This is a genomic window from Microbacterium marinum, assembly GCF_014204835.1.
Taxonomy (GTDB): Bacteria; Actinomycetota; Actinomycetes; order Actinomycetales; family Microbacteriaceae; genus Microbacterium; species Microbacterium marinum.
In genome coordinates, this window is record NZ_JACHMD010000001.1 from 1,678,296 (window position 1) to 1,699,099 (window position 20,804).

The window sequence follows — 20,804 nt, forward strand, 5'->3', positions numbered from 1 at the left end:
GCGCTCAGGATGTGAGCGCCCACCACCAGATCAGCAGCAGGGTGACGACGAAGCCGGCGAACTGGTTGAGCCACAGGAAGCGGTCCCACCCGCGGGTCGCTGCGCCGCACTCGGCGTCGGCAAGCGACCGATAGGGCCAGACGGTCACGAGGTAGGGGACGGCGACGATCGCCGCGAGCGGGCCCGGCCACGAGGTCGCGAGCATCACCAGGCCGGATGCCGCGTAGGCGGCGATCGCGAATCTGACCGTCCAGGCGGCGCCGCGCACCGTGGCGATCGAAGCGATCCCCGCCTCGCGGTCGGCGACCACGTCCTGGACCGCGCCGAACGCGTGGGAGGCCACGCCCCACAGCGCGAAGGCGACGATCACCGCGGCCAGCTGCCACGACCAGGCGGCGCCCGCCAGGACGAGTCCGTAGACGGCGGGCGAGAAGAAGTGCGTGCTGCTCGTGAGGGAGTCGGCGAAGGGCCGCTCCTTGGTGCGCAGCGGCGGCGCGCTGTAGGCGACCACGGCGAGCATGCTGACCGCGAGGACGACCCACGAGGCCGGGGCGCCCACGGTGACGAGGAAGATCAGGAAGGGAACGCACGAGAGGGCAGCGGCCCAGAGGGTGGGCCGGTGCAGCGACCTGTCGAGGATCGCTCCGTGCGCGCCGCCCTTCCGGGGATTGCGAAGGTCGGATTCGTAGTCGAAGACGTCATTGATGCCGTACATGGCGACGTTGTAGGGCACCAGGAAGAAGAGGGTGCCCACGATCAGGGTCAGATCGATCTCGCGCGCCGTGACCAGGTAGGCAGCCGCGAACGGGTACGCGGTGTTGATCCAGCTGACCGGGCGCGACGAGACGATCAGCTGGCGGATGAAGCCGGTGGCCGTCATGCGGCATCCTCTCGGGGGCGGAGCAGAGTCAGGATCGCCGGAACGGCGAAGGCCGCGCACACCGGGTAGGCGAAGTCCTCGATGGGCGCGAGGCCGATGCGGATGCCGCTGATGAGGTGCTCGGGGTAGGTGAAGAGGTCGGCGGCGATCATGAGGTTGTCGAACACCGCGGTGAGGACGACGAGGCCGGCAGCCGCGAGGGCGGACCGGCGCATGCGGTCCCCGAAGCGCGGACGGCGCACGGTGGCCAGGGTGAGCGCGACGGTCGCGACCACGAAGGGGATGACGATGAGGACGTACGTCACGCGGCATCCTCTCGTCTGGGTCGCCGCACGCGACCGGCGGCCGCGTGGAGGACGAGGGCCAGGTAGCACAGGAACGCGAGGAAGACCGGCTCCTCCACCGGCAGGTGGGGTGCGAGGTCGATCCCGAGAAGGAGGGGGCTCTCACCGCGGACGAAGACGCCGGTCGCGATCCCGACGAGATCCCACAGTACGAAGAACGCGGTGCCCAGGGCGATCGCCGCCCAGGCGCGCCCCGGGCGGACCGGCATCACCAGCCGGAACCGCAGATCGAGCGCCGCGATGCCGGCGGCGGAGAGCACCAGGAACAGCAGGTACAGTCCGGGCACGCGCTCAGCGCTCCGGGGGGACTGGAAGGCGGCCCGTCCCCGTGTCGCCGTCGAGGAGCTTCACGACGAGCTCCGCCGAGATCAGGCACATGGGAAGCCCCACCCCCGGCAGCACTGAATGGCCGGCGTAGTACAGGTTCTCCAGCTTCGACCGGTTTCCGGGGCGGAACATCGCCGACTGTCCGAGGGTGTGGGCGAGGCCCAGCGCGCCGCCGCGGAACGCGCCGAAGTCGGTCTCGAAGTCGGCGGGCGAGATCGTGCGGCGAACGCGGATGCGTGAGGCGAGGTCCGGGATGCCGGTCCACTGCGCGATCTGCTCGATCACCGCATCCGCGGCGGTCTCGATCCGGGGGTCGCCGTCGCCGTCCACACCGCCGTGACCGAGTTCGGGCGCTGCGGGCATGGGGACGAGCACGAAGAGATTCTCGTGGCCGGGAGGCGCGACGCTCGGGTCGGTGGCACTCGGGCGGCAGATGTAGAGCGAGGCGGGGTCCGGGATCTCCGGTGCGATACGGGCACCGGCGCCGAAGATCGCGTCGAAGCCCTCCTCCCACTTCTCGGTGAAGAGGAGAGTGTGGTGCGAGAGCTGCGGGAGCTCGCCTTCCACCCCGAGGAGCAGGAGGAGCGCGCCGGGGGAGGAGACGCGCTTGTCCCACCAGGCGTTCGATCGTGTGCGCGCCTCCGGGGGGAGGAGCTCGGTCTCGGTGTGGTGCATGTCCGCCGTGGAGATGACGACGTCCGCCGACACGATCTCCCCGCCCGCCAGCTCGATCCCCGTCGTGCGATCGCCGACGGTGATGATGCGGGCGACCTTGGTGCCGGTGTGCACGCGTGCGCCCCGCGAGCGGGCGAGGCGCTCGACGGCGGCGATGACCTGCGTGAATCCCCCCTGGGGGTAGAGGACCCCGTCGTCGAGGTCGAGGTGGCTCATCAGGTGGTAGAGGCTCGGTGCGACGTACGGGGAGCTGCCGAGGAAGACGGCCGGGTAGCCGAGGATCTGACGCAGCAGCCGATCGTCGAAGCGCGCGTCCACATGCGAGGCGAGCGATCGGGTCAGGAGTGGGGCGAGCGCCGGCAGCCGGCGGAGGACGTCGGGGTGGGCGAGGCCCTTCCACGACACGTACGGGTCGTAGAGGAAGCGCGAAACCGCGAGATCGTAGATCTCCGCCGCCGAGTCGAGATACCGCTCGAGGGTCGCCCCCGCTCCGGGCTCGCGAGCGTCGAAGGCGGCGACGGCGCTTTCACGGCCCGACACCACATCGAAGGGCTCTGTCTCTCCCTCGCCGTAGACGCGATACGCCGGCTCCAGGCGGACCAGGTCGAGTTCCGCGGCGGCTGTCGTCCCGAGCAGTGCGAAGAAGTGGTCGAACACCTCCGGCATGAGGTACCAGCTGGGCCCGGTGTCGAACCGGAATCCGTCGCGCTCCCACGACCCTGCCCGCCCGCCGACGTCATCGAGCGCTTCGTACACCGTCACGTCGTCGCCGCGATCGGCCAGGAGCGCCGCGGCGGCCAGACCCGTGATACCGCCGCCGATGACGGCGACCCGGCGGGTCATGCGTTCCTCCGTCGAGGTCGGGCTCCCGCTGCCGCTCGCGCCGCGATGGCCGCCTTCACCGGGTCCGGGACGCGCACGCGCGCGCCGGTGCCGTCCGACGACCGAAGTCTGCGCGCGAGCTCGGCGAACAGGTCGTGGGCGGCCGTCACCGCGCTCCGGCAGTCCGCGGGCAGATCGGCGACGGTGAGGGCCGCGGCATCCAGATCGGCGTCGATGCGGTCGAGGACGGCGGTGCGCGACGACGGACGGTCGGCTCCGAGGTAGTCCCGCCCGAGTCGCTCAGCGTCGTCCGCCAGATCGCGGAGGAAGTTGATGTCCTGGAAGGCGGCGCCCAGACGCCGTGCTCCGGCGACGAGAGCGGGCGAGGCCTGCACCGGTGCGTCCGGACGCCCCGCGTTGACGAACACCTGCAGGCACATGAGGCCGACGACCTCGGCGGACCCGTACACGTAGGCGTCGTGGGACGCGGAGTCGTGCTCGGTCGTCTCGAGGTCGGTGCGCATCGAAGCGAAGAACGGTTCGACGAGGTCGGCGTGGATGCCGCATTCGCGCGCGACCTGCGCGAACGCGTGCACGACGAGGTTCGCGCTGAATCCCGACGCCATCGCGCCGAGGGTCTCGCGTTCCAGCGCGTCGAGCGTGTCCCGTTGCGCCGCGAGGGGGAGACCCGCCGCGGCTGCGGCGCCGTCGACGATCTCGTCGGCGACGCGGACGAGGGCGTAGACGCTCCGCACGTGCCCGCGGACACGAGGCCCGAGCAGCCTCGTGGCGAGGCCGAACGACGTGGAGTAGGCGCGGATGACGGATGCCGCGGCGGCCGTGGCCGTCTGGTCGTAGAGCGAGGATGTCACCGGGGGATCCGCTCCTCGACGGCCGCGGCGAGCGTCGCGAGCAGGACGACGGCGTCGCGGGGGAGCGAGGCGTCGGCCGCGCGACCGCGGGCCGAGCGGAGGGTGGCTTCGATGAGCTCCACGGCGCGCTCGCGGGCGCCGCTTGCGGCGAGCTCGCGCTGCGCGTCGCGGATGGCGATGGGGCCGGTGGGCGCGAGGGCCAGTGCGGACGCGACCTGCGGCCACCATTCGGTCTCGGCGGCGAGGGAGATGAGGGGGGTGCGCTTAGACGCGCGGAGGTCGGCGCCGGGCTCGCGGCCGGCCTGCGCGCGGGATCCGAATGTCCCGATCAGGTCGTCGGCGAGCTGGAAGGCGATCCCGATCTCCGATCCGGCCGCTTCGAGAGCGGCGCGCTGGTCCTCGCTCGCGTTCGCGAGGAGCGCTCCGGCCGCGAGGGGCGCCTGGAACGAGTAGAACGCGGTCTTGTCCCGCGCCGTGCGCAGCAGCGACGACGTGGGAGGGAGGTCGTCCCCGATGGACTGCTCGACGTCGGCGAGTTCGCCCGCGGCGGAGACGAGGAGCGCGTCATCGAGGAGGACGAACAGCGCGGCGCGCTGAGGGGCGGGCACCGGTGCGGTCGCGATGAGGCGCGTGGCCTCGAACAGGAGCAGGTCGCCGGCAAGGACGGCCGCCGCGGCTCCCAGCGTCGTCGCGTCGGCGTCGTCGCCGCCTCGGGCCCGGGCACGCTCTCGGAACGCGCCCATGACGTTGGGGACACCGCGACGCTCGACGTCGCCGTCGATCAGGTCGTCGTGGACGACGAACCCGGCGTGCAGCAGCTCGAACGCGGCGGCGACGCGCCACAGCCCAGGTGTGTGCGCGATGTCGCCGCCGAAGGACTCGAACGCGGCCACGACGAGCGCCGGGCGGAGCTTCTTGCCCCCGGTGGCCGCAGCCGCGGTGGCCACGCCGAGGGCGGCGGCCGACTCGCCGAGAGCCGCCGAGCGGGCACGGAGACGCCCCAGCGCGAGCTCGAGCGCGTCGTCGATCTCTCGCCGCGCGGCATCCGGAATGCGGATCACGATGCCCTCCGTTGGAGGACGGGGGCGAACAGCGGGAGCTGCTCGGCCTGCAGGACGAGCCACGGGCTGAACGCCCACGGCGTCGTGACAAGGGACGCGCCGAGGTCCTCGGGTCGCACCCACCGCGACTCGACGACCTCGTCGGGGTTGAGGGCGAGGTCGGACGAGGCCCGTGCGGTGTAGACGGGGCAGATCTCGTGCTCGACGATGCCGGATGCGTCGGTCGCACGGTAGCGGAAGAGGGGCAGCACCAGCTCGACGTCGGAGATGGTGAGCCCGAGTTCGTACGAGGCTCGGCGGTGGACGGCGTCGAGCACCGGCTCCGCGGGTGCTGGATGTCCGCAGAACGAGTTCGTCCAGACACCCGGCCATGCCGTCTTGTCGAGGGCGCGGCGCGTCACCAGGACCTCGCCTGCGTCGTTGAAGACGTGGCAGGAGAAGGCGAGGTGGAGCGCCGTGTCGGTTCCGTGCACGCTCGACTTGGGGGCGGTGCCGATCTCGCGACCGTCATCGTCCAACAGGACGACGTACTCGATGTCTGACATTCTCACTCCGTTTATTGCTAGATTATCTAGCGACATTCGTCATCGTACATATCGGCAGGGAGGGTGTCCAACAGTGGACAGATCCGACTCCGTGCGCTCCGAGCGGGACGCCCTGGTGCTGACCGCGCTTGAATCCGTGCAGACCTTCTCTGACGCCATGGACCGGATGTATGCCGAGATGCGCGGTGACATGGACATGAACGCCACCGATCTGGCCGCGATCCGCATGCTCGTCATCCGCGAACGCCATGGCGAGGTCGTCAAGCCGCACGACCTCGCGACGCACCTGGCGATCTCCACGGCGTCGACGACGAAGCTGCTCGACCGGCTGTCGGCCGGCGGATACCTTCGACGCGACCCGCATCCGGATGATCGGCGATCTCGGATCATCGTGCTGACGGATGCCGCGAGGGCAGAGTTCTTCCGGCACTTCGGCGCGCGGCTCGTCGCGATGCGCGACGCGCTCGCGCCGTATGACGACGGCGAACTCCGCTCGATCGTGCGCTTCCTCGGCGACATCGAGAACGTCATGGCGGGCGACTGACCCGAGCGTGCACGGAGGCTGTGCGGGCCGCCGTACATGCGAAGAAGGCGCCCCCTGAGCGGGGACGCCTTCTTCTTCTTGTTGCGGGGACAGGATTTGAACCTGCGACCTCTGGGTTATGAGCCCAGCGAGCTACCGAGCTGCTCCACCCCGCGGCACAAGAGAAAACACTAGCACGGCTGAGGGGGAGCGTCGAACCGAGCCCGCCTCCCGGGTGTGTTGCTCCAGGATGGTGGCATGCCCCTCGAGCACGATGAGCCGCGCGATGACCGCGTGGACGGCCGGGACGAGACGCGCAACGAGCGCGCCGATCGCAACTGGAGCGACGTCCTGCAGGAGCTGCGCGTGCTGCAGACCGGCACGCAGATCCTCACCGGGTTCCTGTTGGCACTCGCGTTCCAGCCCGCGTTCTCGGATCTGAGCGCGGAGCAGCGGACGCTCTACCTGGTCCTGATCGTCCTCTCCGCGCTCAGTGCCGTGGTCGCCCTCGCGCCTGTCGCCCTCCACCGGCTGCTGTTCGCCCGGCGCGCCAAGCCCACCGTCGTCCGCTTCGGCCACGGGTGTCTGCTCGTCGCGCTCGGCGCGGTCTCGCTCCTGCTGGTGGGAGTGGTCGCCTTCGTGTTCGACGTGGTCCTCGGCAGTGCGGCATCCTGGATCTCGGGCGGAGCACTCGCGGCGGTGATCCTCGTGATGTGGGTCGTCGTGCCGCTGACGCTCCGCCGAGACCGAGACCGAGACCGATCCGGGAGGACCCGATGACCGACGCAGCGATCGGACTCGCCGTGGCGCAGTTCGCACCCTCGGCGGACGAAGCCGCGAACCTCGAGGCGATCCGATCCCTCGCGACCCGCGCGGCCGCTCGCGGCGCCCGGGTGGTCCTCTTCCCCGAGTACTCGAGCTACTTCGTCGACCCGTTCGACGATTCGTTGAGCGAGCACGCGCAGCCTTTGGACGGCCGGTTCGTCACGGCGCTGACGTCACTGGCCGGAGAGCTCGGCATCCACGTGGTCGCCGGGCTCGTCGAACAGGCCACCGACCGGTCGCGCGTGCGCAACACGGTCGTCGCCGTTGACGGTGAGGGCGTCGTCGCGGCGTACCGGAAGCTCCATCTGTACGACGCGTTCGGGCAGCGCGAGTCGGACTGGGTCGAGGCGGGCGAGATCACCCCGCCGGAGACATTCGAAGTCGACGGCGCTCGGTTCGCCCTCATGACCTGCTACGACCTGCGCTTCCCGGAGGTCGCCCGGACGCTGGCCGATACGGGCGCGCACGCGGTGCTGGTCGCTGCGGAATGGGTGCGGGGCCCGCTGAAGGAGCATCACTGGCGAACGCTCCTGCATGCCCGCGCCATCGAGAACACGCTGTACGTCGCCGGGGCGGACCACCCGCCTCCGCTGGGGGTGGGCACCTCGATCGTCATCGATCCGCAGGGCGTCCAGATCGCCGGCGTCGGAACAGCGACCGACGTCGCCGTCGCGCACGTGGAGGTCGCCGCGGTGGAACGCGTGCGTCGCCTCAACCCGGCTCTCCGACTGCGGCGATACGACGTGGTCGCGAAGGTTTGATCAGCGAGCGGATGCCGCGAGTCTGCGCGATGCCTCGTCGATGACCTCGGTCCGTTTGCACGCGGCGAAGCGGACGAGAGTGGAGAACTCGTCGTGATGCTCGGGGGAGACGAAGGCGCTGATCGGAATCGCGGCGACTCCCACACGCGCCGGCAGCGCACGGCAGAAGGCGGCGGCGTCCTCGCCGGCTTCCAGCAGCGGTCGGGCGTCCGCGACAGTGAAGTACGACCCGGCTGAGGGGGCAACATCGAATCCGGCCTCTCGCAGTCCGAGGGCGAGCAGATCCCGCCGGACTCGCTGCGTGTCGGCGATCCCGGCGAAGAACTCATCCGGAAGGCGAAGACCCGCCGCGATCGCGGGCTGGAACGGGGCACCGTTGACGTAGGTCAGGAACTGCTTGACCGCGGTCACCGCGCCGATGAGTTCGGCCGGCCCGGTGGCCCAGCCGATCTTCCAGCCGGTCGTCCGGAACGTCTTGCCGCCCGAAGAGATCGAGACCGTGCGCTCCCGAGCGCCCGGGAGCGTGGCGATGGGCACGAACGGCGCGTCGATCACGAGATGCTCGTAGACCTCGTCGGTGACGATGGTGGCATCCACTCGATGGGCGAGATCGACGATCTGGCGCTTCACCTCGGCAGAGAACACCGTCCCGGTCGGGTTGTGCGGGTCGTTCACGAGGATGACGCGCGTGCGGTCGGACACCGCAGCGCGAAGCTCGTCGAGATCGGGGGCCAGACTCGGCCAGCGGAGCGGTACCGGCACCAGCGTCGCGCCGGCGAGGGCGACCGCTGCCGCGTACGAGTCGTAATACGGCTCGAACACCACGACCTCGTCATCCGGCCCGTCGAGCAGAGCCAGCAGGGTTGCGGCGAGGGCTTCGGTGGCACCGGCGGTGACCAGCACCTCCGCAGCGGGGTCGAGGGCCATGCCGTAGAACCGCTCCTGGTGCTCGGCGATCGCCTGGAGGAGGTCCGGGTGTCCGCGCCCGGGGGAGTACTGGTTCACTCCCGAGGCGATGGCCGCTGTCGCGGCGGCGAGGACTTCCGGCGGGCCATCCTCGTCAGGGAAGCCCTGGCCGAGGTTGATGGCGCCGGTCTGTGTGGCGAGCGCGGTGATCTCGGCGAAGATCGTCGGTCGCAGGGAACCGTCGGGGGAGAGGAGCCCCGCGCCGCGCGCGGTTCGCTGCCACGACCCGGGAATGTTCAGCACGGCCTCAGGCTACATCGGGACCCATAGGCTGATCGGAGGGGCGCCATAGCTGATCCACAGAGTCGAGTTGCACTCTGGAATCGCCTCGAAGAAGGAGCATCCCATGAGCGAACCGCGCATCCCCGGAGCGGACGACGATCGTGCGAACGGCGCGATCTCGAACGCCGACACCTCCCACGACGCCGGAGCGGGTCTCCCGCCGCGCCCGCCGCTTCCCGGCGCCTCACTCGCGTCGGAGGCGGCCGCACAGACGTCCCCGTCGCCCACCCCTCCGGCTCACGGCGGCCACCAGCCCGCCACCCAGGCGTACCCGTACGGATGGTCGGGCCAGGCGTTCGGTCAGCCGGCTCCCGCCGAGCAGACGCCGGTGGTGACCGAGCCGGAACGCCGCGAAGACTCGAAGGTCGGCGCCGGCAAGATCGTCGCCGTCCTCGTCGCCGCCGCGATCGTCGGTTCGGTGTCGGGAATCGGGGGCGCTGCCATCGGCTCCTCGATGTTCGAGAGCTCGAGCGGCACCGTGGTGCAGAGCAACCCCACGCAGGTCACCGTGAACGACCCCGACCAGGTGAACCAGACGACCGGCATCGCCGCCATAACCCTGCCGAGCGTCGTCACGATTTCCGCCTCGTCCTCGGACGGCGGTGGCACAGGCTCAGGCGTCATCCTGTCCGACGACGGCTACGTCGTCACCAACACGCATGTTGTCACCCTCGACGGCGCCACGAGCGACCCCACCCTGCGGGTGACGACCTCGGACGGCAAGGTGTACGACGCGGAGATCGTCGGGACCGACCCGATGTACGACCTCGCCGTGATCAAACTGACGGACGCGTCGGACCTCACCCCGATCGAGTTCGCCGACTCCGGTTCGCTCAACGTCGGCGACACGGCGGTCGCCGTCGGCGCCCCGCTGGGCCTGTCGAACACTGTCACGACGGGCATCGTCAGCGCGCTCAACCGCTCCATCCAGATCGCGTCTTCGGCTGTGCCCGACAGCGGCGAGCAGGACGACCCGCAGGGAGGCCAGCAGGATTCGCCGTTCCAGTTCGACTTCGGACAGGGTCAGCAGCAGAGCGGCTCGGGAGGGACGATCTCGATCGCCGTCATCCAGACGGATGCCGCGATCAACCCGGGCAACTCCGGCGGCGCTCTCGTCGACGACGAGGGCAAGCTGATCGGCGTGAATGTCGCCATCGCCACGGCGGGCGGTTCCTCCGCGTCGAGTGAGGCGGGCTCCATCGGCGTCGGATTCTCGATTCCGTCGAACGTCGTCGAGCGGGTGGCGAACGAACTGATCGAGGGCGGTGCCGCCACGCACGGCCTGCTCGGCGCGATGGTCGGCAACGCTGCAGAGGCAGAGGACAGCTCGATCGCCGGTGCGCTCATCAGCGAGGTCACCTCCGGTGGCGCCGCCGCCGCGGCGGGGCTGAAGGCGGGCGACGTGGTGACCGAGTTCAACGGCGTGCCGATCCGCGACGCCACCGACCTCACCGCCCAGGTGCGCGCCCTCGCCGCCGGTTCCGACGCCTCGCTGGTCTACGTACGCGACGGGGAGACGCTCTCGGCGGAGGTGACGCTCGGCGAGCTCACCGACTGACCCGACCGGGCTCCCGCCCGGGGCCCCACCCCGCGATAGGCTCGCGGGGTGGGGTCGTTCTCTTTCGGTTCGGGCAATGCCGCTCAGCTGGCGAGGGTCCCGCTGCATCTGCTGGGGGCGCTCGCGACGAAGCTCATCCCGCGACGCGCCGACGCGTGGGTCTTCGGCTGCGCGATCGGAATCGGAGAAGGTGCGCTGGCACTCTGGCCGCACGTGGCATCGGGGGGTCACCCGGCGGTGTGGCTGGTCGATTCTGCTGAGGATGCCGCCGATGCCGCGCGCCACGGCATCCCCACGGCACGGCGCGATTCCCTGCGGGGCTTCTGGCTCACGGCGCGTGCGCGATTCGCCGTCGTCACCCACGGTGCCGGAGACGTCAATCGGTACGCGCTCGACGGCGCGTTCCTGGTGCAGCTGTGGCACGGCATCCCGTTGAAGCGCATCGGGCTGGATTCGCCGGTCACCGCACGGGCACCCCTCCCCATCCCCGGTCTCTCGCGACTCGTGCGGGCCGCGTATCGCCGCACCCAACGGCGGATCCGGCTGATCCCGGCGGCGTCGCACCTCGTGCGCGGTCGCTTGGAATCGGCCTTCGGGCTCGATGACGCCCGCGTGCCGGTCACGGGCGAGCCGCGCACCGACGTGCTCTTCGACGGCGATGCCGTAACGCGGCGCGAGAGGGCGCGGGACGTGATCGCCGGCGCCGTCGGCGAGGTCGGAGACCGGCGACTGGTGCTGTACGCACCGACCTGGCGCGATGGTGCCGCCGACCCGGCTGTCCCCACGGAAGGTCAGTGGGAGCAGATCCTCGAGGTCCTCGACCGCGAAGACGCCGTCCTCCTGGTGAGGTCTCACCCGCTGGGTGCGGGCGACTACCGCACCGAGGCGCGCGGGCCACGCGTGCGCAGCCTCGGCAGCGACCTGCTTCCCGAGGTCACGCCGGTGCTCCCGGGGATCGACGTGCTGGTCACCGACTACTCGTCGTTGGTGTTCGACACCGCGATCGTGTCGCTGCCCGTCGTGTACCTGGCCCCGGATGAGGCCGACTACGCAGCCACGAGGGGCTTCTACGGCGACTACCGCGCCGTCGCGGGGCCGGAGGTCGCCGCTGACTGGTCGGCTGCGACAGCGCAGCTCGCCACGGTGCTGAGCGATGAGGAAGAGCGTTCGGCTCGCGTCGAACGCGCACGGGCGCTGAGTCGCCGGGTTCATGCTCATCGCGACGGCCGCAGCGCCGAACGCGTGTATCGTGCCATCGTCCAGTCCTGGGAGAGGAAGCGCCGATGATCAGCGCACAGCTGCACGCCGGCGACGAACCGCGACTGGTCCTCGCGGCAGCGACGTCCGCCCCGCGCTCCGTCCGTCTCGAGGGGCGACGAGCCCGCGTGAGCGGGACCGTCGAAACCTCGGAGACGGGCTGGACGGCCACCATCCCGCTCACGGTGTCGCGCTGGGGCGGTGAGGTGCTGCCCATTCCGAGCGGTGAGTACTCGGTGCTCGTCGATGAGGATGCCGCGTCACTCGCGGACGCGTCGCTCGCCCGCCTCGGGCCCCTGAACGCACGAATCCACGCCGGACGCGTCGTGGCATCCGCGCCGGTGGATCCCGACCGTCTCACGTCCTCCGGGCAGGCAGCGCTTGAGCGGGAGTACGTCCGCACGCGGGAGCCGCTGACGGACAGTGTCTTCTTCGAGAGCTTCTACGGCCGCAACGCGAGCTGCAATCCTCGAGCCATCGATGCCGAGATCGCGCGCGTCGCCCCTCACGTCGTCCGGTACTGGAGCGTCGTCGACGGGTCCGTCGCGGTGCCCGACGGTGCGGTGCCCGTCATCGAGGGGACGCCGGAGTGGTGGCGCGCGCGCGGCGAATCCCGCCTGCTCGTGGTCAACGACTGGCTGCGCCGCCGGTACCGCCGTCGGCGGGGGCAGCGCGTCCTGCAGACCTGGCACGGCACGCCGCTCAAGCGGCTCGCGCTCCATCGGCCGGGTTTCGACCCGCGCCGGGCGGTCGCGGTGGTGCGGGAGAGTCGTCGGTGGGATGTCCTCCTCGCGCAGAACCCGTATGCGGCGGGCATCCTCGCCAAGGCGTACGCCTTCCTGCGCCGCCCGGTATGGGTGGAGGGCTACCCGCGCAACGACGTTCTGACCAGTGGCGACCCGTCCCCGGTGCGACGCGCGCTCGGGATCGGCGACAGCGAGCGCGTCCTGCTCTACGCGCCGACCTGGCGTGACGACCGCGAGCAGATGGTCGACTTCCTCGACGTGGAGCAGCTGGCGCGGGATGCCGATGCGGTCCTCCTGGTCCGGGGCCACTCGCGCACACTCATCCCGGGAGCCGACACCGTCGGAGCGCGGGTGATCGATGTCACCGGGTACCCCGACATCGCCCACCTCCTCCTGGTCGCCGACGCCCTCATCACCGATTACTCATCGGTGATGTTCGACTTCAGCGCGACCGGCAAGCCGATGTACTTCTTCGCACCCGACCTCGAGCACTACCGCGGCGAATTGCGGGGGTTCTACTTCGACCTCGCCGAGCGCGCGCCCGGTCCGATCGTGGCGACCCAGGAGGAGCTCACGGCGGCCGTGTCGGATGCCGCGGGGCCCGCTCGGTTCGCCGACAGGTACGCCGCCTGGCGGGAGCGGTTCAACGCGCGAGACGACGGCCGTGCGGCGGAGCGCGTCGTCGCTCGCCTGATCGATCAGGGGTTCATCGCCACGCGCTGACCTGCTCGGGCGTCCTTCCGCTTCGCCCTGCCGTCAGGGGAGCGGGGTGTTGCGGTCGAGGCGTGAGGTGTCGACGGTGTGTTTCGCCCCGCGCGTGAGACCGCCGATGAAACCGAGGCCCCAGGCGAGGTGCATGCTCGGCACAACGGCGGCGAGCCAGATCCGTTCGCGCAGTGAGCCGCCCGAGGCGACCGCGACGAACAGGACGATGGCGGCGTAGGCGACGAGCGGCGCGTACAGGGTCCACGCGAGGATGCCGGCGGCCCCTGCAAGGGCTCCGACGGCGTGGAGGACCGCGACCACGGCGGCGACGGCGACGAGGACGACCAGGGCGGGCGGCGCGAAGAACCGGAGCGAATTCCGGCGACCGAACCGCCGCACGAGCTCGCCGCGCCAGGTTCCCGTGGCGATGAACTGGCGGACGAGCCGCGCCCAGCTCTCCCGGGGCCAGTATGTGACGGCCAGCTTCGGGTCGAACCAGACGCGATACCCCGCGGCGCGGATGCGGAGGTTGAGCTCCCAGTCCTCCCCGCGTCTGATGGATTCGTCGAACATGCCGACGTCTTCCAGCACCCGGCGACGCATCACACCGAGGTACGCCGACTCGGCGGGACCTTCCTCTGCGCCGCCGTGATAGGCGCCGCCGCCGAGCCCGATCCGTGAGTTGTAGGCGCGGGCGACCGCCCGCTGGAATGCGGTTCGACCGTCCGCCCGCATCACCCCCCCGACATTGGCGGCGCCGACCCTGCGGAGGGTGGCGAGCGCCTGCCGGGTGTACCCGGGGTCGAGTTCGGAGTGCGCATCGACACGGACGATCGTCTCGTACTGTGCGGCCCGGATGGCGAGGTTGAGCCCGACCGGGATGTCGGCCGCGGGATTCGCCACGAGCCGCACCCGCGGATCACGCGCGGCGATGCGCTCGGCGAGGGCGGTCGTCCCGTCGCGGGAGGGGCCGAGCGCGAGGATGAGTTCGAGCGGCTCCGCCACCTCCTGGCTCAGCACCGTGGCCACGGCGTTCTCGAGGTAGTCCCGCTCGTTGAGCACCGGCATGACGAAGCTCACTCCCGGCGACGGGACTGCGGCGTCCCGAGTGGCGGGAAGGTCGTCATGCACCCGTCGATCATGCCACGACGGCCGCTGGGAGCCCTCTCGGTAGAATGGACGGATGGGTGCGCTCGGTGACGTGAGGAAAGTGCTCGCGCTGGTCGAGAAGGCTGTCGCGAACCGCCGCGCCGTGGGCGACGTCCGCCGTCGACTCCGCAGTGAGCCCCGGCATCCGAGCGACCATTACCGGATCGCGGTGTACTTCGCCGACGGCGACGTGAACATGTACCAGATCCGGCAGTGGTACAAACCGCTCCAGCTGCTCTCGAAGGCCTGGCCGGTCGTGGTGCTCAGCCGCAATCCGACGGGTGCGCGCGCCCTCATCGATGACGGATCCCTGCCGGTGGCCTTCGTCCCGACAGTGCGCGACCTGGAGTCCTACATCTTCACGCAGGATCTGCGGATCGTCCTCTACGTGAATCAGAACACCCGGAACTTCCAGATGTTCCGATACGGCCACCGCTGGCACGTGTTCATCAATCACGGTGAGTCCGACAAGATGTACATGACCACGAACCAGTTCAAGGCGTACGACTACGCCCTGATCGCGGGGGATGCCGCGCGCGCGCGACTGGCGCGTGTGCTGTGGAAGTACGACCTCGACTCGCGCACGATCGCCATCGGCCGGCCGCAGGCCGACCACTTCTCCGGCGACCTGCCGTACACGCCGGACGACCGCGTGGTGGTCCTCTACGCCCCGACCTGGGAGGGCGATCGGCCCTCGGCTTTCTACGGCAGCATCCGTTCGCACGGCGAGGATCTGGTCCGGGCGGTCCTCGCCTCGCCCGACCATCGGCTCCTGTACCGTCCGCACCCCCGATCGGGTGTCGTCGACGCCGACTACGGTGCTGCCCATCGTCGGATCGTCGCCGCCATCGAGGCGGCGAACGCGGCCGATCGCACCGCGCAGCATGTCTTCGACGACGGTCCCGACCTCGGGTGGCAGCTGGCCGTCGCCGAGGTTGCCGTCGTCGACATCTCTGCGATGGTCTACGACCGGTTGGCCGCGGGTCTGCCGCTGCTGGTCACCCGTCCGATCGAGCCCGAAGCGACCGTCGACACCGGTGGGTATCTCGCCGACGCGGAGTGGCTCGACCCCGGCACACCCGCACAGCTGCTCGCGGCAGTGGAACGGGTGCGCACCGACCCCGACGCCGTTGCGCGGCTCGAGCACTGGGTGCGCCACTACTTCGGAGACACTTCACCCGGGGCGGCATCCGCGCGGTTCCACGATGCCGTCGCGCGGATGATGCTGGAGTGGGACCGCTGGCACGCGGTCACCGCGGATGCTCCCGACGACGAGGCCGAAGAAGCCGAACTCGACGAGGAGTGAGTCAGGCCGTCAACGCGATGATCGCGACGACGGCTGACGCCGCGGCGAGGAGCAGGGCTGCACCGATCAGCACGGCGTGCACGATCAGGAACCGTGCGGGCCGTCCCGATGCGTCGCGCGCACGCGGGTCGCGCGCCACCCGCCGGTAGAAGGTCGGCCACACCAGGACGTTGAACGCGGCGTTGACCAGCAGAAGACCGATGAGCAGCGGAGTCACCGTCCGAGCCTACTGTTCGGGAAGCGCCGGTCCATCGCCCTGCGCGGGCTGTTCGAGCCGCTTCGGACCGCGGCGCCGCAGCAGACCGCCGACGGCTCGCCCCGCTGCGCGCTCGAGGGGCACGGCGCCGGGCGCTGGTTCGATGTCCGCCGGGAAGCGCGCTGGGGGAGCGCCGAACGCGCGTCGCGCGTTCACGACCACTCGTCTGCCGAGAATGTGGTTGCCGGTCCCGCCGACGACCGCGCCGACGCCGAAGGGAAGAGCCTTCCCGATCAGCGATGCCCCGCCCTGCGCCGCGAACCGGTGCAGGAAGGCCGTCTTGAGCCGGTCGACCAGGGGGCCCATCATCGCGCGCGGGAGGGACTTCGTGACGAGGTCACCCCAGTACTTGTCTCGTGCGGGTCCCGTGCCGCCGGCCTGACGCGCGAACTGCGAGACGAGATCGACACCCTCCTTCCCGACCATCAACGTGAGGACGAGCGCACGCGCTCGGTCGGGATTCTCGACGCGGATGCCGTGGAGCTCGGCCAGCGACTGGGCGAAGAGTGCGCTCGCTTCGAGGAAGCCGACCGTCTCGACCCCGCTCAGGGCGAGGGTGATGCCGGTGCCGATCCCGGGCACGACCGCCGTGGCGCCGACTGCCGCACCACCGGTGGTCACGGCGGTCAGGTACCGGCGCTCGAGGATGCGAGCGATGTCTGCGGTCGTGGCATCCGGATGGCGCAGTCGGATGCCACGCAGGTGAGCGACGACCGCGGGCCGCTGGACGGCGAGGACGCGGTCCAGCATCCGGATCACCCGCGGGTGCTCGTCCGAACCCTCAGGCGGGAGTCCGCCCGCCCACGGGGAGTCTGCGGGGAGCGAATGGATGCGAGGAACGTCGGTCATGGCAGACCGATCGTAGAACCGAGCGCTGGATGAGCGCTGGGCATTGACAGCGCGTCGATGCCCGGGTCAGACGAAGAGGTTCGCCCGCTCGAGGTCTTCGGCGAAGTCGATTTCGACCGCGTAGAGGTCGGAGATGTCGAGCGGCTGGACGCGCACGCCGTTCTCCGCGATGGCCAGTTCCAGGCCGCGCTCGAAGTAGTCCTGGTCGTCCACGCGGCCGAGCTGCGCGATGAGGGCTGCCTTGTCGGCGCGGGAGATGAAGTTGATCCCGACGGCTTCTCCCAGGCCGCCGACGACGGACTTCGAGAGCTCGGCGATGTTGCCCTGGGCGTCGACGGTGTACTTGACCTCTTCGTCGCTGACCTTCGCGGTGTTGACGGTGACGAACGACTGCTCCGCTTCGATGAGCGACAGTGCGCGGCCGAGGACGCGGGGGTCGAAGACGACGTCGCCGTTCATCCAGAGGACGCCGCCCTTGCCTGTCGCCTTCAGCGCGCGGAGGAGGCTCTTGGAGGTGTTGGTCTGGTCGTAACGGTCGTTGTAGACGTACTCGGCATCCGGGAACGCGTCGACGACGGTCTCTGCGCGGTAGCCGACCACCGTGGTGATCTTCGCGTCGGCGCCGAACGCCGCGCGGATGTTGTCGTGCTGCTGCCCCATGATGGTGCGGCCGTCGCCGAGCGCGGTGAGGGGCTTGGGAAGGCTGCGTCCCAGACGCGAGCCCATGCCTGCGGCGAGGATGACGATCTGGGTGGTCACGAGTTGCTCCTGACGGTGTGGTCACTGTCCGTTCATCTGATGGACACCTCTTCGTGCCGTCTCTCATGGTAGCGAGACCACCTGAAAAGGCGCCGAACACCCCGGTGACGTTGTCTTATCGTGACAAAACGCCCCGGGTCGATCGTACGGCGGATGCGCCGAACTCGCTTGCTAAGTTTGAGGAGTGACTGCCATGCCGCCCCGGCCGCAGCCCGAGACGGACCTGGCTCCGGATCGCGGTTCCGCCGTTCCGCCCCCGCCGCCGGCGGTGCCCGCGGCCGAAGCGGCCGCAGCTCGCGCCGACGCCGCAGACGGACGCGACACCATGTCGCCACCCTCGCCGAGCGGCGCTCAGGGTGCGGATTCCGCTGTTGCGGAACGGATAGACGACATCCCGCCGAAACCGCCCCTGCCGGCCGCATCGCGGCCGCCCCGGAAGAAGCGCGCACCGCGGAAGAACGCGCCCGCGGCGCCTGCCGTCCCCGACAAGCCCGAGATCCCCGCCGCTGTCGCGGCCGCGAGCTACCAGGGCGCGGCCCAGGAACCGATGGCGACGCCCGAGCCTCTCGTCGCCCCGGAGCCGGAGGCCTTCGTCGAGCCTGCACCTGAGCCTGAACAGGTGATCCTGCCCGAGCCGGACCCTGCGCCCGTCGTCGAGCCCGAGCCGGCGTCCGAGCCCGAGCCGGAGTCGGAACCCGAGCCCGAGCCGGAGCCGGTGGTCGAGCCCGAGCCCGAGCCGGAGCCGGTGGTCGAACCCGAGCCCGAGCCAGAACCGGTGGTCGTGCCCGAGCCCGAGCCAGAACCGGTGGTCGTGCCCGAACCGGAGCCTGAGCCCGTCATCGAGCCTGAGCCTGAGCCGGTGATGGATGCCGACGCGGAGACCTTCAAGGAACCGGAACGCTCAGACGTCGAAGCGTCCGATCTCGAACTGCTCCTCGGCGACGGTGACGCGGATGACGCCGAGGCGGTTGCCGAGGGTGGAGAGCCCGCGGCAGTGCCCGCGCCGTGGCATCCGCCCCACGACATCGCCGGAAACGCCGGCGAGGCTCCCGCGCTGCGCCTGCGCGGCGTCACCAAGTCCTTCGGTCAGACGCGCGCGGTGGACGCTGTCGACCTCGAGATCCCCGCCGGAAGCTTCTACGGTCTGGTCGGGCCCAACGGTGCCGGCAAGACGACGACCCTGTCGATGATCGCAGGCCTCCTGCGCCCCGATTCCGGAACCGTGGAGATCGCGGGCGTCGACCTCGGTCGCGACCCCCGGGGAGCGAAGGCCCAGATGGGGGTGCTGCCCGATCGGCTTCGCACCTTCGACCGCCTCTCGGGGCGTCAACTGCTGCACTACTACGGCGTCCTCCGAGGCCTCCGGCCCGCGGTCGTCGCCGAGCGTGCCGCCGACCTTGCGCGCGCGTTCGATCTGACCAGCGCCCTCGGTCGCCCCGTCTCCGACTACTCGGCGGGCATGACCAAGAAGCTCCTCCTCGCCGGAGCCATGATCCACGCGCCGCGACTGCTCGTCCTCGACGAGCCGTTCGAGGCCGTCGACCCGGTTTCCAGCGGCGTCATCCTCGAGATCCTCTCGACGTACGTCGCCTCCGGCGGCACCGTCATCCTGTCGAGCCACGGCATGGATCTCGTCGAGCGGGTGTGCGACGGCGTCGCGGTCATCGTGGCGGGTCAGGTCCTCGCTCGCGGCACCGTCGACGAGGTGCGTGGGGACCACACCCTCGCGGAACGCTTCGTGCAGCTCGCCGGGGGACGCAGCGACGTGGAGGGTCTCGAGTGGTTGCACACGTACTCGGACTGAGGCTCGCGCTGCTGGCGGGATCGGTCCGCGCCCGTCCCGCGGTCGTCGCCCGGCGTGTATTCGCCACGCTTGCGCTTGTCGTCGCCGTCGTCGCCGTGTGCGTCGCCGTCGTGAGGCTCGGGGACGCGGCATCCGGCACGGCTTCGACCCTGCTGATCACGGCGGGATCCCTCGTCGTCGCCGGCTTCCTGCTGGTCCCCCTCTTCGCCGGAGCGGAGGATCCGCTCGATCCGCGCAGATTCGGTCCGCTCGGCCTTCCCCCTGGGCGCCTTGCGGCGACCATCGTCCTCGCGTCCCTCGTCAGTGTGCCGGCGATGGTCGTCATCGCCTTCGGCGTCGCTGTCGTCGCGGCCTGGGCCGGGCAGGGCGCTTCTGTCCCGCTCGCCGTGTTCGCCGCCGTGCTCGGGCTTGCGACCTGCGTCGTCGGCGCACGGTGCGCGATGGCGATCGGTGCCCTGGCGCTCCGCGATCGGAGAGGTCCCCAGCTGACGGGGCTCCTGGTCGTCGCGGCATCGGTCCTGGTCGTCCCGGCGGCGGTCTTCCTCGTCTCGCTGGACTGGTCGGGCGGCCTGCCCACGCAGCTCACGGAAGCCGCGTCCGCACTGGCGGTGAGCCCGATCGGCGCGGCCTGGGCGATTCCGCTCCGGACCGGCGGTGATCTGGCTCGCTCGGTCGTCATCGCGCTGCTGACGCTGCTGGCTCTCGTTCTGCTGTGGTGGTGGCTCGTGCGACGCATGCTCACGACCATCCAACGTCCCGTTCCGGTCCGCGAGCGCCGAGGCCTGGGATGGTTCGCCGTCATGCCGGGCCTTCCCAGTGGCGTCATCGCCGCCCGCAGCGTCGTGTACTGGTTCTCAGACCCACGACACCTCGCGAACATCGTCATCGTGCCCATCGCCTCGGTGCTCGTCGTGGTCCCGCTGCTGGTGGTGGGCGTTCCCGTGCAGACGGTCGCGCTGATCCCGCCGCCGCTCATGGCGCTGTTCTTGGGATGGCTCGCCCACAACGATCTCGCGTACGACTCCACCGGCATCTGGATGCACATCTCCTCGGGTGTGCGGGGGATTGCCGATCGAGTCGGACGTCTCGCTCCGATCATGCTCATCTCCGTGCCCCTCCTGGCCGCGGCGATCACGCTCTCGGTCTGGGTGCACGATCGGTGGTCGATCCTTCCGGCGATGGTCGGCGTCTGCGTCAGCCTGTTCGCCTGTGGTCTGGGCCTCGGCTCGGTGTCCTCGGCTGCGGCGCCGTACGCCGTGACGCGTCCCGGGGATGGCCCGTTCGAGCAGCCGCAGCGCACCGGCGGCGGGATGGCGCAGGCGCTCGTGTTCTTCGGTGCGATCGTGGTGAGCGCCCCGGCGCTGTGGTGGGGGTGGCTGGCGTTGAACCGCGGCCCCGACTACGCGTGGACCGCACTGTGGGGCGGCATCATCATCGGCGCTGTCGTGCTGCTGGCGGGTGTCATCGTCGGCGGTGTCGTGTTCGAGCGTCGATCGAGTCGTCTCATGGAGTTCGCCGAGACGATGTGAGCC

Annotated in this window: 21 protein-coding genes and 1 tRNA gene; 9 read left to right on the forward strand and 13 right to left on the reverse strand. The window is 70.5% G+C overall.

Annotated features, from left to right (window positions below; all coding sequences use genetic code 11):
- Positions 1–4: 4 nt before the first annotated feature.
- Genes BKA24_RS08030 through idi form a run of 7 tightly spaced genes read right to left on the reverse strand, consistent with a single transcriptional unit; the run spans position 5 to position 5,526 of the window.
- On the reverse strand, positions 5–880 hold the full coding sequence (locus BKA24_RS08030; protein ID WP_184216841.1) for a prenyltransferase: 876 nt from the start codon (positions 878–880) through the stop codon (positions 5–7).
- A complete protein-coding gene (locus BKA24_RS08035; RefSeq protein WP_184216843.1) occupies positions 877–1,185 on the reverse strand; it encodes a lycopene cyclase domain-containing protein in 309 nt (102 codons plus the stop codon). The genes BKA24_RS08030 and BKA24_RS08035 overlap by 4 nt, the downstream gene beginning before the upstream one ends.
- Positions 1,182–1,511: a lycopene cyclase domain-containing protein gene (locus BKA24_RS08040; RefSeq protein ID WP_184216846.1), complete on the reverse strand. Its 330-nt coding sequence runs from the start codon at positions 1,509–1,511 to the stop codon at positions 1,182–1,184. The genes BKA24_RS08035 and BKA24_RS08040 overlap by 4 nt, the downstream gene beginning before the upstream one ends.
- Positions 1,512–1,515: 4 nt before the next feature.
- Positions 1,516–3,069 (reverse strand): phytoene desaturase family protein, encoded by a 1,554-nt coding sequence (gene crtI, locus BKA24_RS08045; protein ID WP_184216848.1) that lies wholly within the window; start codon positions 3,067–3,069, stop codon positions 1,516–1,518.
- Positions 3,066–3,920 carry a squalene/phytoene synthase family protein gene (locus BKA24_RS08050; protein WP_184216850.1) on the reverse strand — a complete coding sequence of 285 codons (855 nt, stop codon included), beginning with the start codon at positions 3,918–3,920 and terminating at the stop codon, positions 3,066–3,068. Before BKA24_RS08050 ends, crtI begins: the two co-directional genes overlap by 4 nt.
- Positions 3,917–4,981 carry a polyprenyl synthetase family protein gene (locus BKA24_RS08055; protein WP_343066028.1) on the reverse strand — a complete coding sequence of 355 codons (1,065 nt, stop codon included), beginning with the start codon at positions 4,979–4,981 and terminating at the stop codon, positions 3,917–3,919. The genes BKA24_RS08050 and BKA24_RS08055 overlap by 4 nt, the downstream gene beginning before the upstream one ends.
- Complete coding sequence (gene idi, locus BKA24_RS08060) at positions 4,978–5,526, reverse strand: isopentenyl-diphosphate Delta-isomerase (RefSeq protein ID WP_184216852.1); 549 nt, start codon at positions 5,524–5,526, stop codon at positions 4,978–4,980. Before idi ends, BKA24_RS08055 begins: the two co-directional genes overlap by 4 nt.
- 73 nt (positions 5,527–5,599) lie before the next feature.
- Here idi and BKA24_RS08065 point away from each other — a divergent pair, with 73 nt between their 5' ends.
- Positions 5,600–6,070, forward strand: a complete 471-nt coding sequence (locus BKA24_RS08065) for a MarR family winged helix-turn-helix transcriptional regulator (protein ID WP_343066029.1) — start codon at positions 5,600–5,602, stop codon at positions 6,068–6,070.
- Positions 6,071–6,151: 81 nt separating this feature from the next.
- On the opposite strand, the gene BKA24_RS08070 is transcribed toward BKA24_RS08065, so the two are convergent.
- Positions 6,152–6,225, reverse strand: a tRNA-Met gene (locus BKA24_RS08070).
- 82 nt (positions 6,226–6,307) lie between these two features.
- On the opposite strand from BKA24_RS08070, the gene BKA24_RS08075 reads away from it, so the two are divergent.
- Together BKA24_RS08075 and BKA24_RS08080 are read left to right on the forward strand one after the other, a co-directional pair.
- Entirely contained in the window at positions 6,308–6,829 is a 522-nt protein-coding gene (locus BKA24_RS08075; protein WP_184216856.1) for a DUF6328 family protein, read from the forward strand.
- Positions 6,826–7,635: a carbon-nitrogen hydrolase family protein gene (locus tag BKA24_RS08080; RefSeq protein WP_184216858.1), complete on the forward strand. Its 810-nt coding sequence runs from the start codon at positions 6,826–6,828 to the stop codon at positions 7,633–7,635. Before BKA24_RS08075 ends, BKA24_RS08080 begins: the two co-directional genes overlap by 4 nt.
- On the opposite strand, the gene BKA24_RS08085 is transcribed toward BKA24_RS08080, so the two are convergent.
- The gene (locus BKA24_RS08085; RefSeq protein ID WP_184216860.1) at positions 7,636–8,844 is read right to left on the reverse strand and encodes an aminotransferase class I/II-fold pyridoxal phosphate-dependent enzyme; all 1,209 of its coding nucleotides are present in this window, start codon (positions 8,842–8,844) and stop codon (positions 7,636–7,638) included.
- 103 nt (positions 8,845–8,947) lie between these two features.
- On the opposite strand from BKA24_RS08085, the gene BKA24_RS08090 reads away from it, so the two are divergent.
- Genes BKA24_RS08090 through BKA24_RS08100 form a run of 3 tightly spaced genes read left to right on the forward strand, consistent with a single transcriptional unit; the run spans position 8,948 to position 13,167 of the window.
- Positions 8,948–10,441: a S1C family serine protease gene (locus BKA24_RS08090; protein WP_184216862.1), complete on the forward strand. Its 1,494-nt coding sequence runs from the start codon at positions 8,948–8,950 to the stop codon at positions 10,439–10,441.
- Positions 10,442–10,489: 48 nt separating this feature from the next.
- Positions 10,490–11,728 (forward strand): CDP-glycerol glycerophosphotransferase family protein, encoded by a 1,239-nt coding sequence (locus BKA24_RS08095; RefSeq protein WP_184216865.1) that lies wholly within the window; start codon positions 10,490–10,492, stop codon positions 11,726–11,728.
- The gene (locus BKA24_RS08100; protein WP_184216867.1) at positions 11,725–13,167 is read left to right on the forward strand and encodes a CDP-glycerol glycerophosphotransferase family protein; all 1,443 of its coding nucleotides are present in this window, start codon (positions 11,725–11,727) and stop codon (positions 13,165–13,167) included. Before BKA24_RS08095 ends, BKA24_RS08100 begins: the two co-directional genes overlap by 4 nt.
- 33 nt (positions 13,168–13,200) lie before the next feature.
- Here the strand turns inward: BKA24_RS08100 and BKA24_RS08105 are convergent, their stop codons facing one another.
- Positions 13,201–14,217, reverse strand: coding sequence for a glycosyltransferase (locus BKA24_RS08105; RefSeq protein ID WP_221417568.1), 1,017 nt, complete (start codon positions 14,215–14,217; stop codon positions 13,201–13,203).
- A 115-nt stretch (positions 14,218–14,332) separates the two neighbouring features.
- Between BKA24_RS08105 and BKA24_RS08110 the strand changes: the two genes are divergently transcribed.
- A complete protein-coding gene (locus tag BKA24_RS08110; protein WP_184216870.1) occupies positions 14,333–15,604 on the forward strand; it encodes a hypothetical protein in 1,272 nt (423 codons plus the stop codon).
- 1 nt (position 15,605) lies between these two features.
- Here BKA24_RS08110 and BKA24_RS08115 read toward each other — a convergent pair whose 3' ends face one another.
- The 3 genes from BKA24_RS08115 to BKA24_RS08125 all read right to left on the reverse strand — a co-directional run bounded on the left by BKA24_RS08115 (position 15,606) and on the right by BKA24_RS08125 (position 17,468).
- A complete protein-coding gene (locus tag BKA24_RS08115) occupies positions 15,606–15,821 on the reverse strand; it encodes an SCO4848 family membrane protein (protein WP_184216872.1) in 216 nt (71 codons plus the stop codon).
- A gap of 9 nt (positions 15,822–15,830) precedes the next feature.
- Positions 15,831–16,709 carry a hypothetical protein gene (locus BKA24_RS08120; protein ID WP_184216874.1) on the reverse strand — a complete coding sequence of 293 codons (879 nt, stop codon included), beginning with the start codon at positions 16,707–16,709 and terminating at the stop codon, positions 15,831–15,833.
- 66 nt (positions 16,710–16,775) lie between these two features.
- Positions 16,776–17,468 carry an NTP transferase domain-containing protein gene (locus BKA24_RS08125; RefSeq protein WP_184216876.1) on the reverse strand — a complete coding sequence of 231 codons (693 nt, stop codon included), beginning with the start codon at positions 17,466–17,468 and terminating at the stop codon, positions 16,776–16,778.
- Between the two features lie 193 nt (positions 17,469–17,661).
- Here BKA24_RS08125 and BKA24_RS15930 point away from each other — a divergent pair, with 193 nt between their 5' ends.
- Together BKA24_RS15930 and BKA24_RS08135 are read left to right on the forward strand one after the other, a co-directional pair.
- The gene (locus BKA24_RS15930; RefSeq protein WP_343066033.1) at positions 17,662–19,272 is read left to right on the forward strand and encodes an ATP-binding cassette domain-containing protein; all 1,611 of its coding nucleotides are present in this window, start codon (positions 17,662–17,664) and stop codon (positions 19,270–19,272) included.
- Positions 19,248–20,801, forward strand: coding sequence for a hypothetical protein (locus BKA24_RS08135; RefSeq protein ID WP_184216878.1), 1,554 nt, complete (start codon positions 19,248–19,250; stop codon positions 20,799–20,801). The genes BKA24_RS15930 and BKA24_RS08135 overlap by 25 nt, the downstream gene beginning before the upstream one ends.
- Positions 20,802–20,804 lie beyond the last annotated feature (3 nt).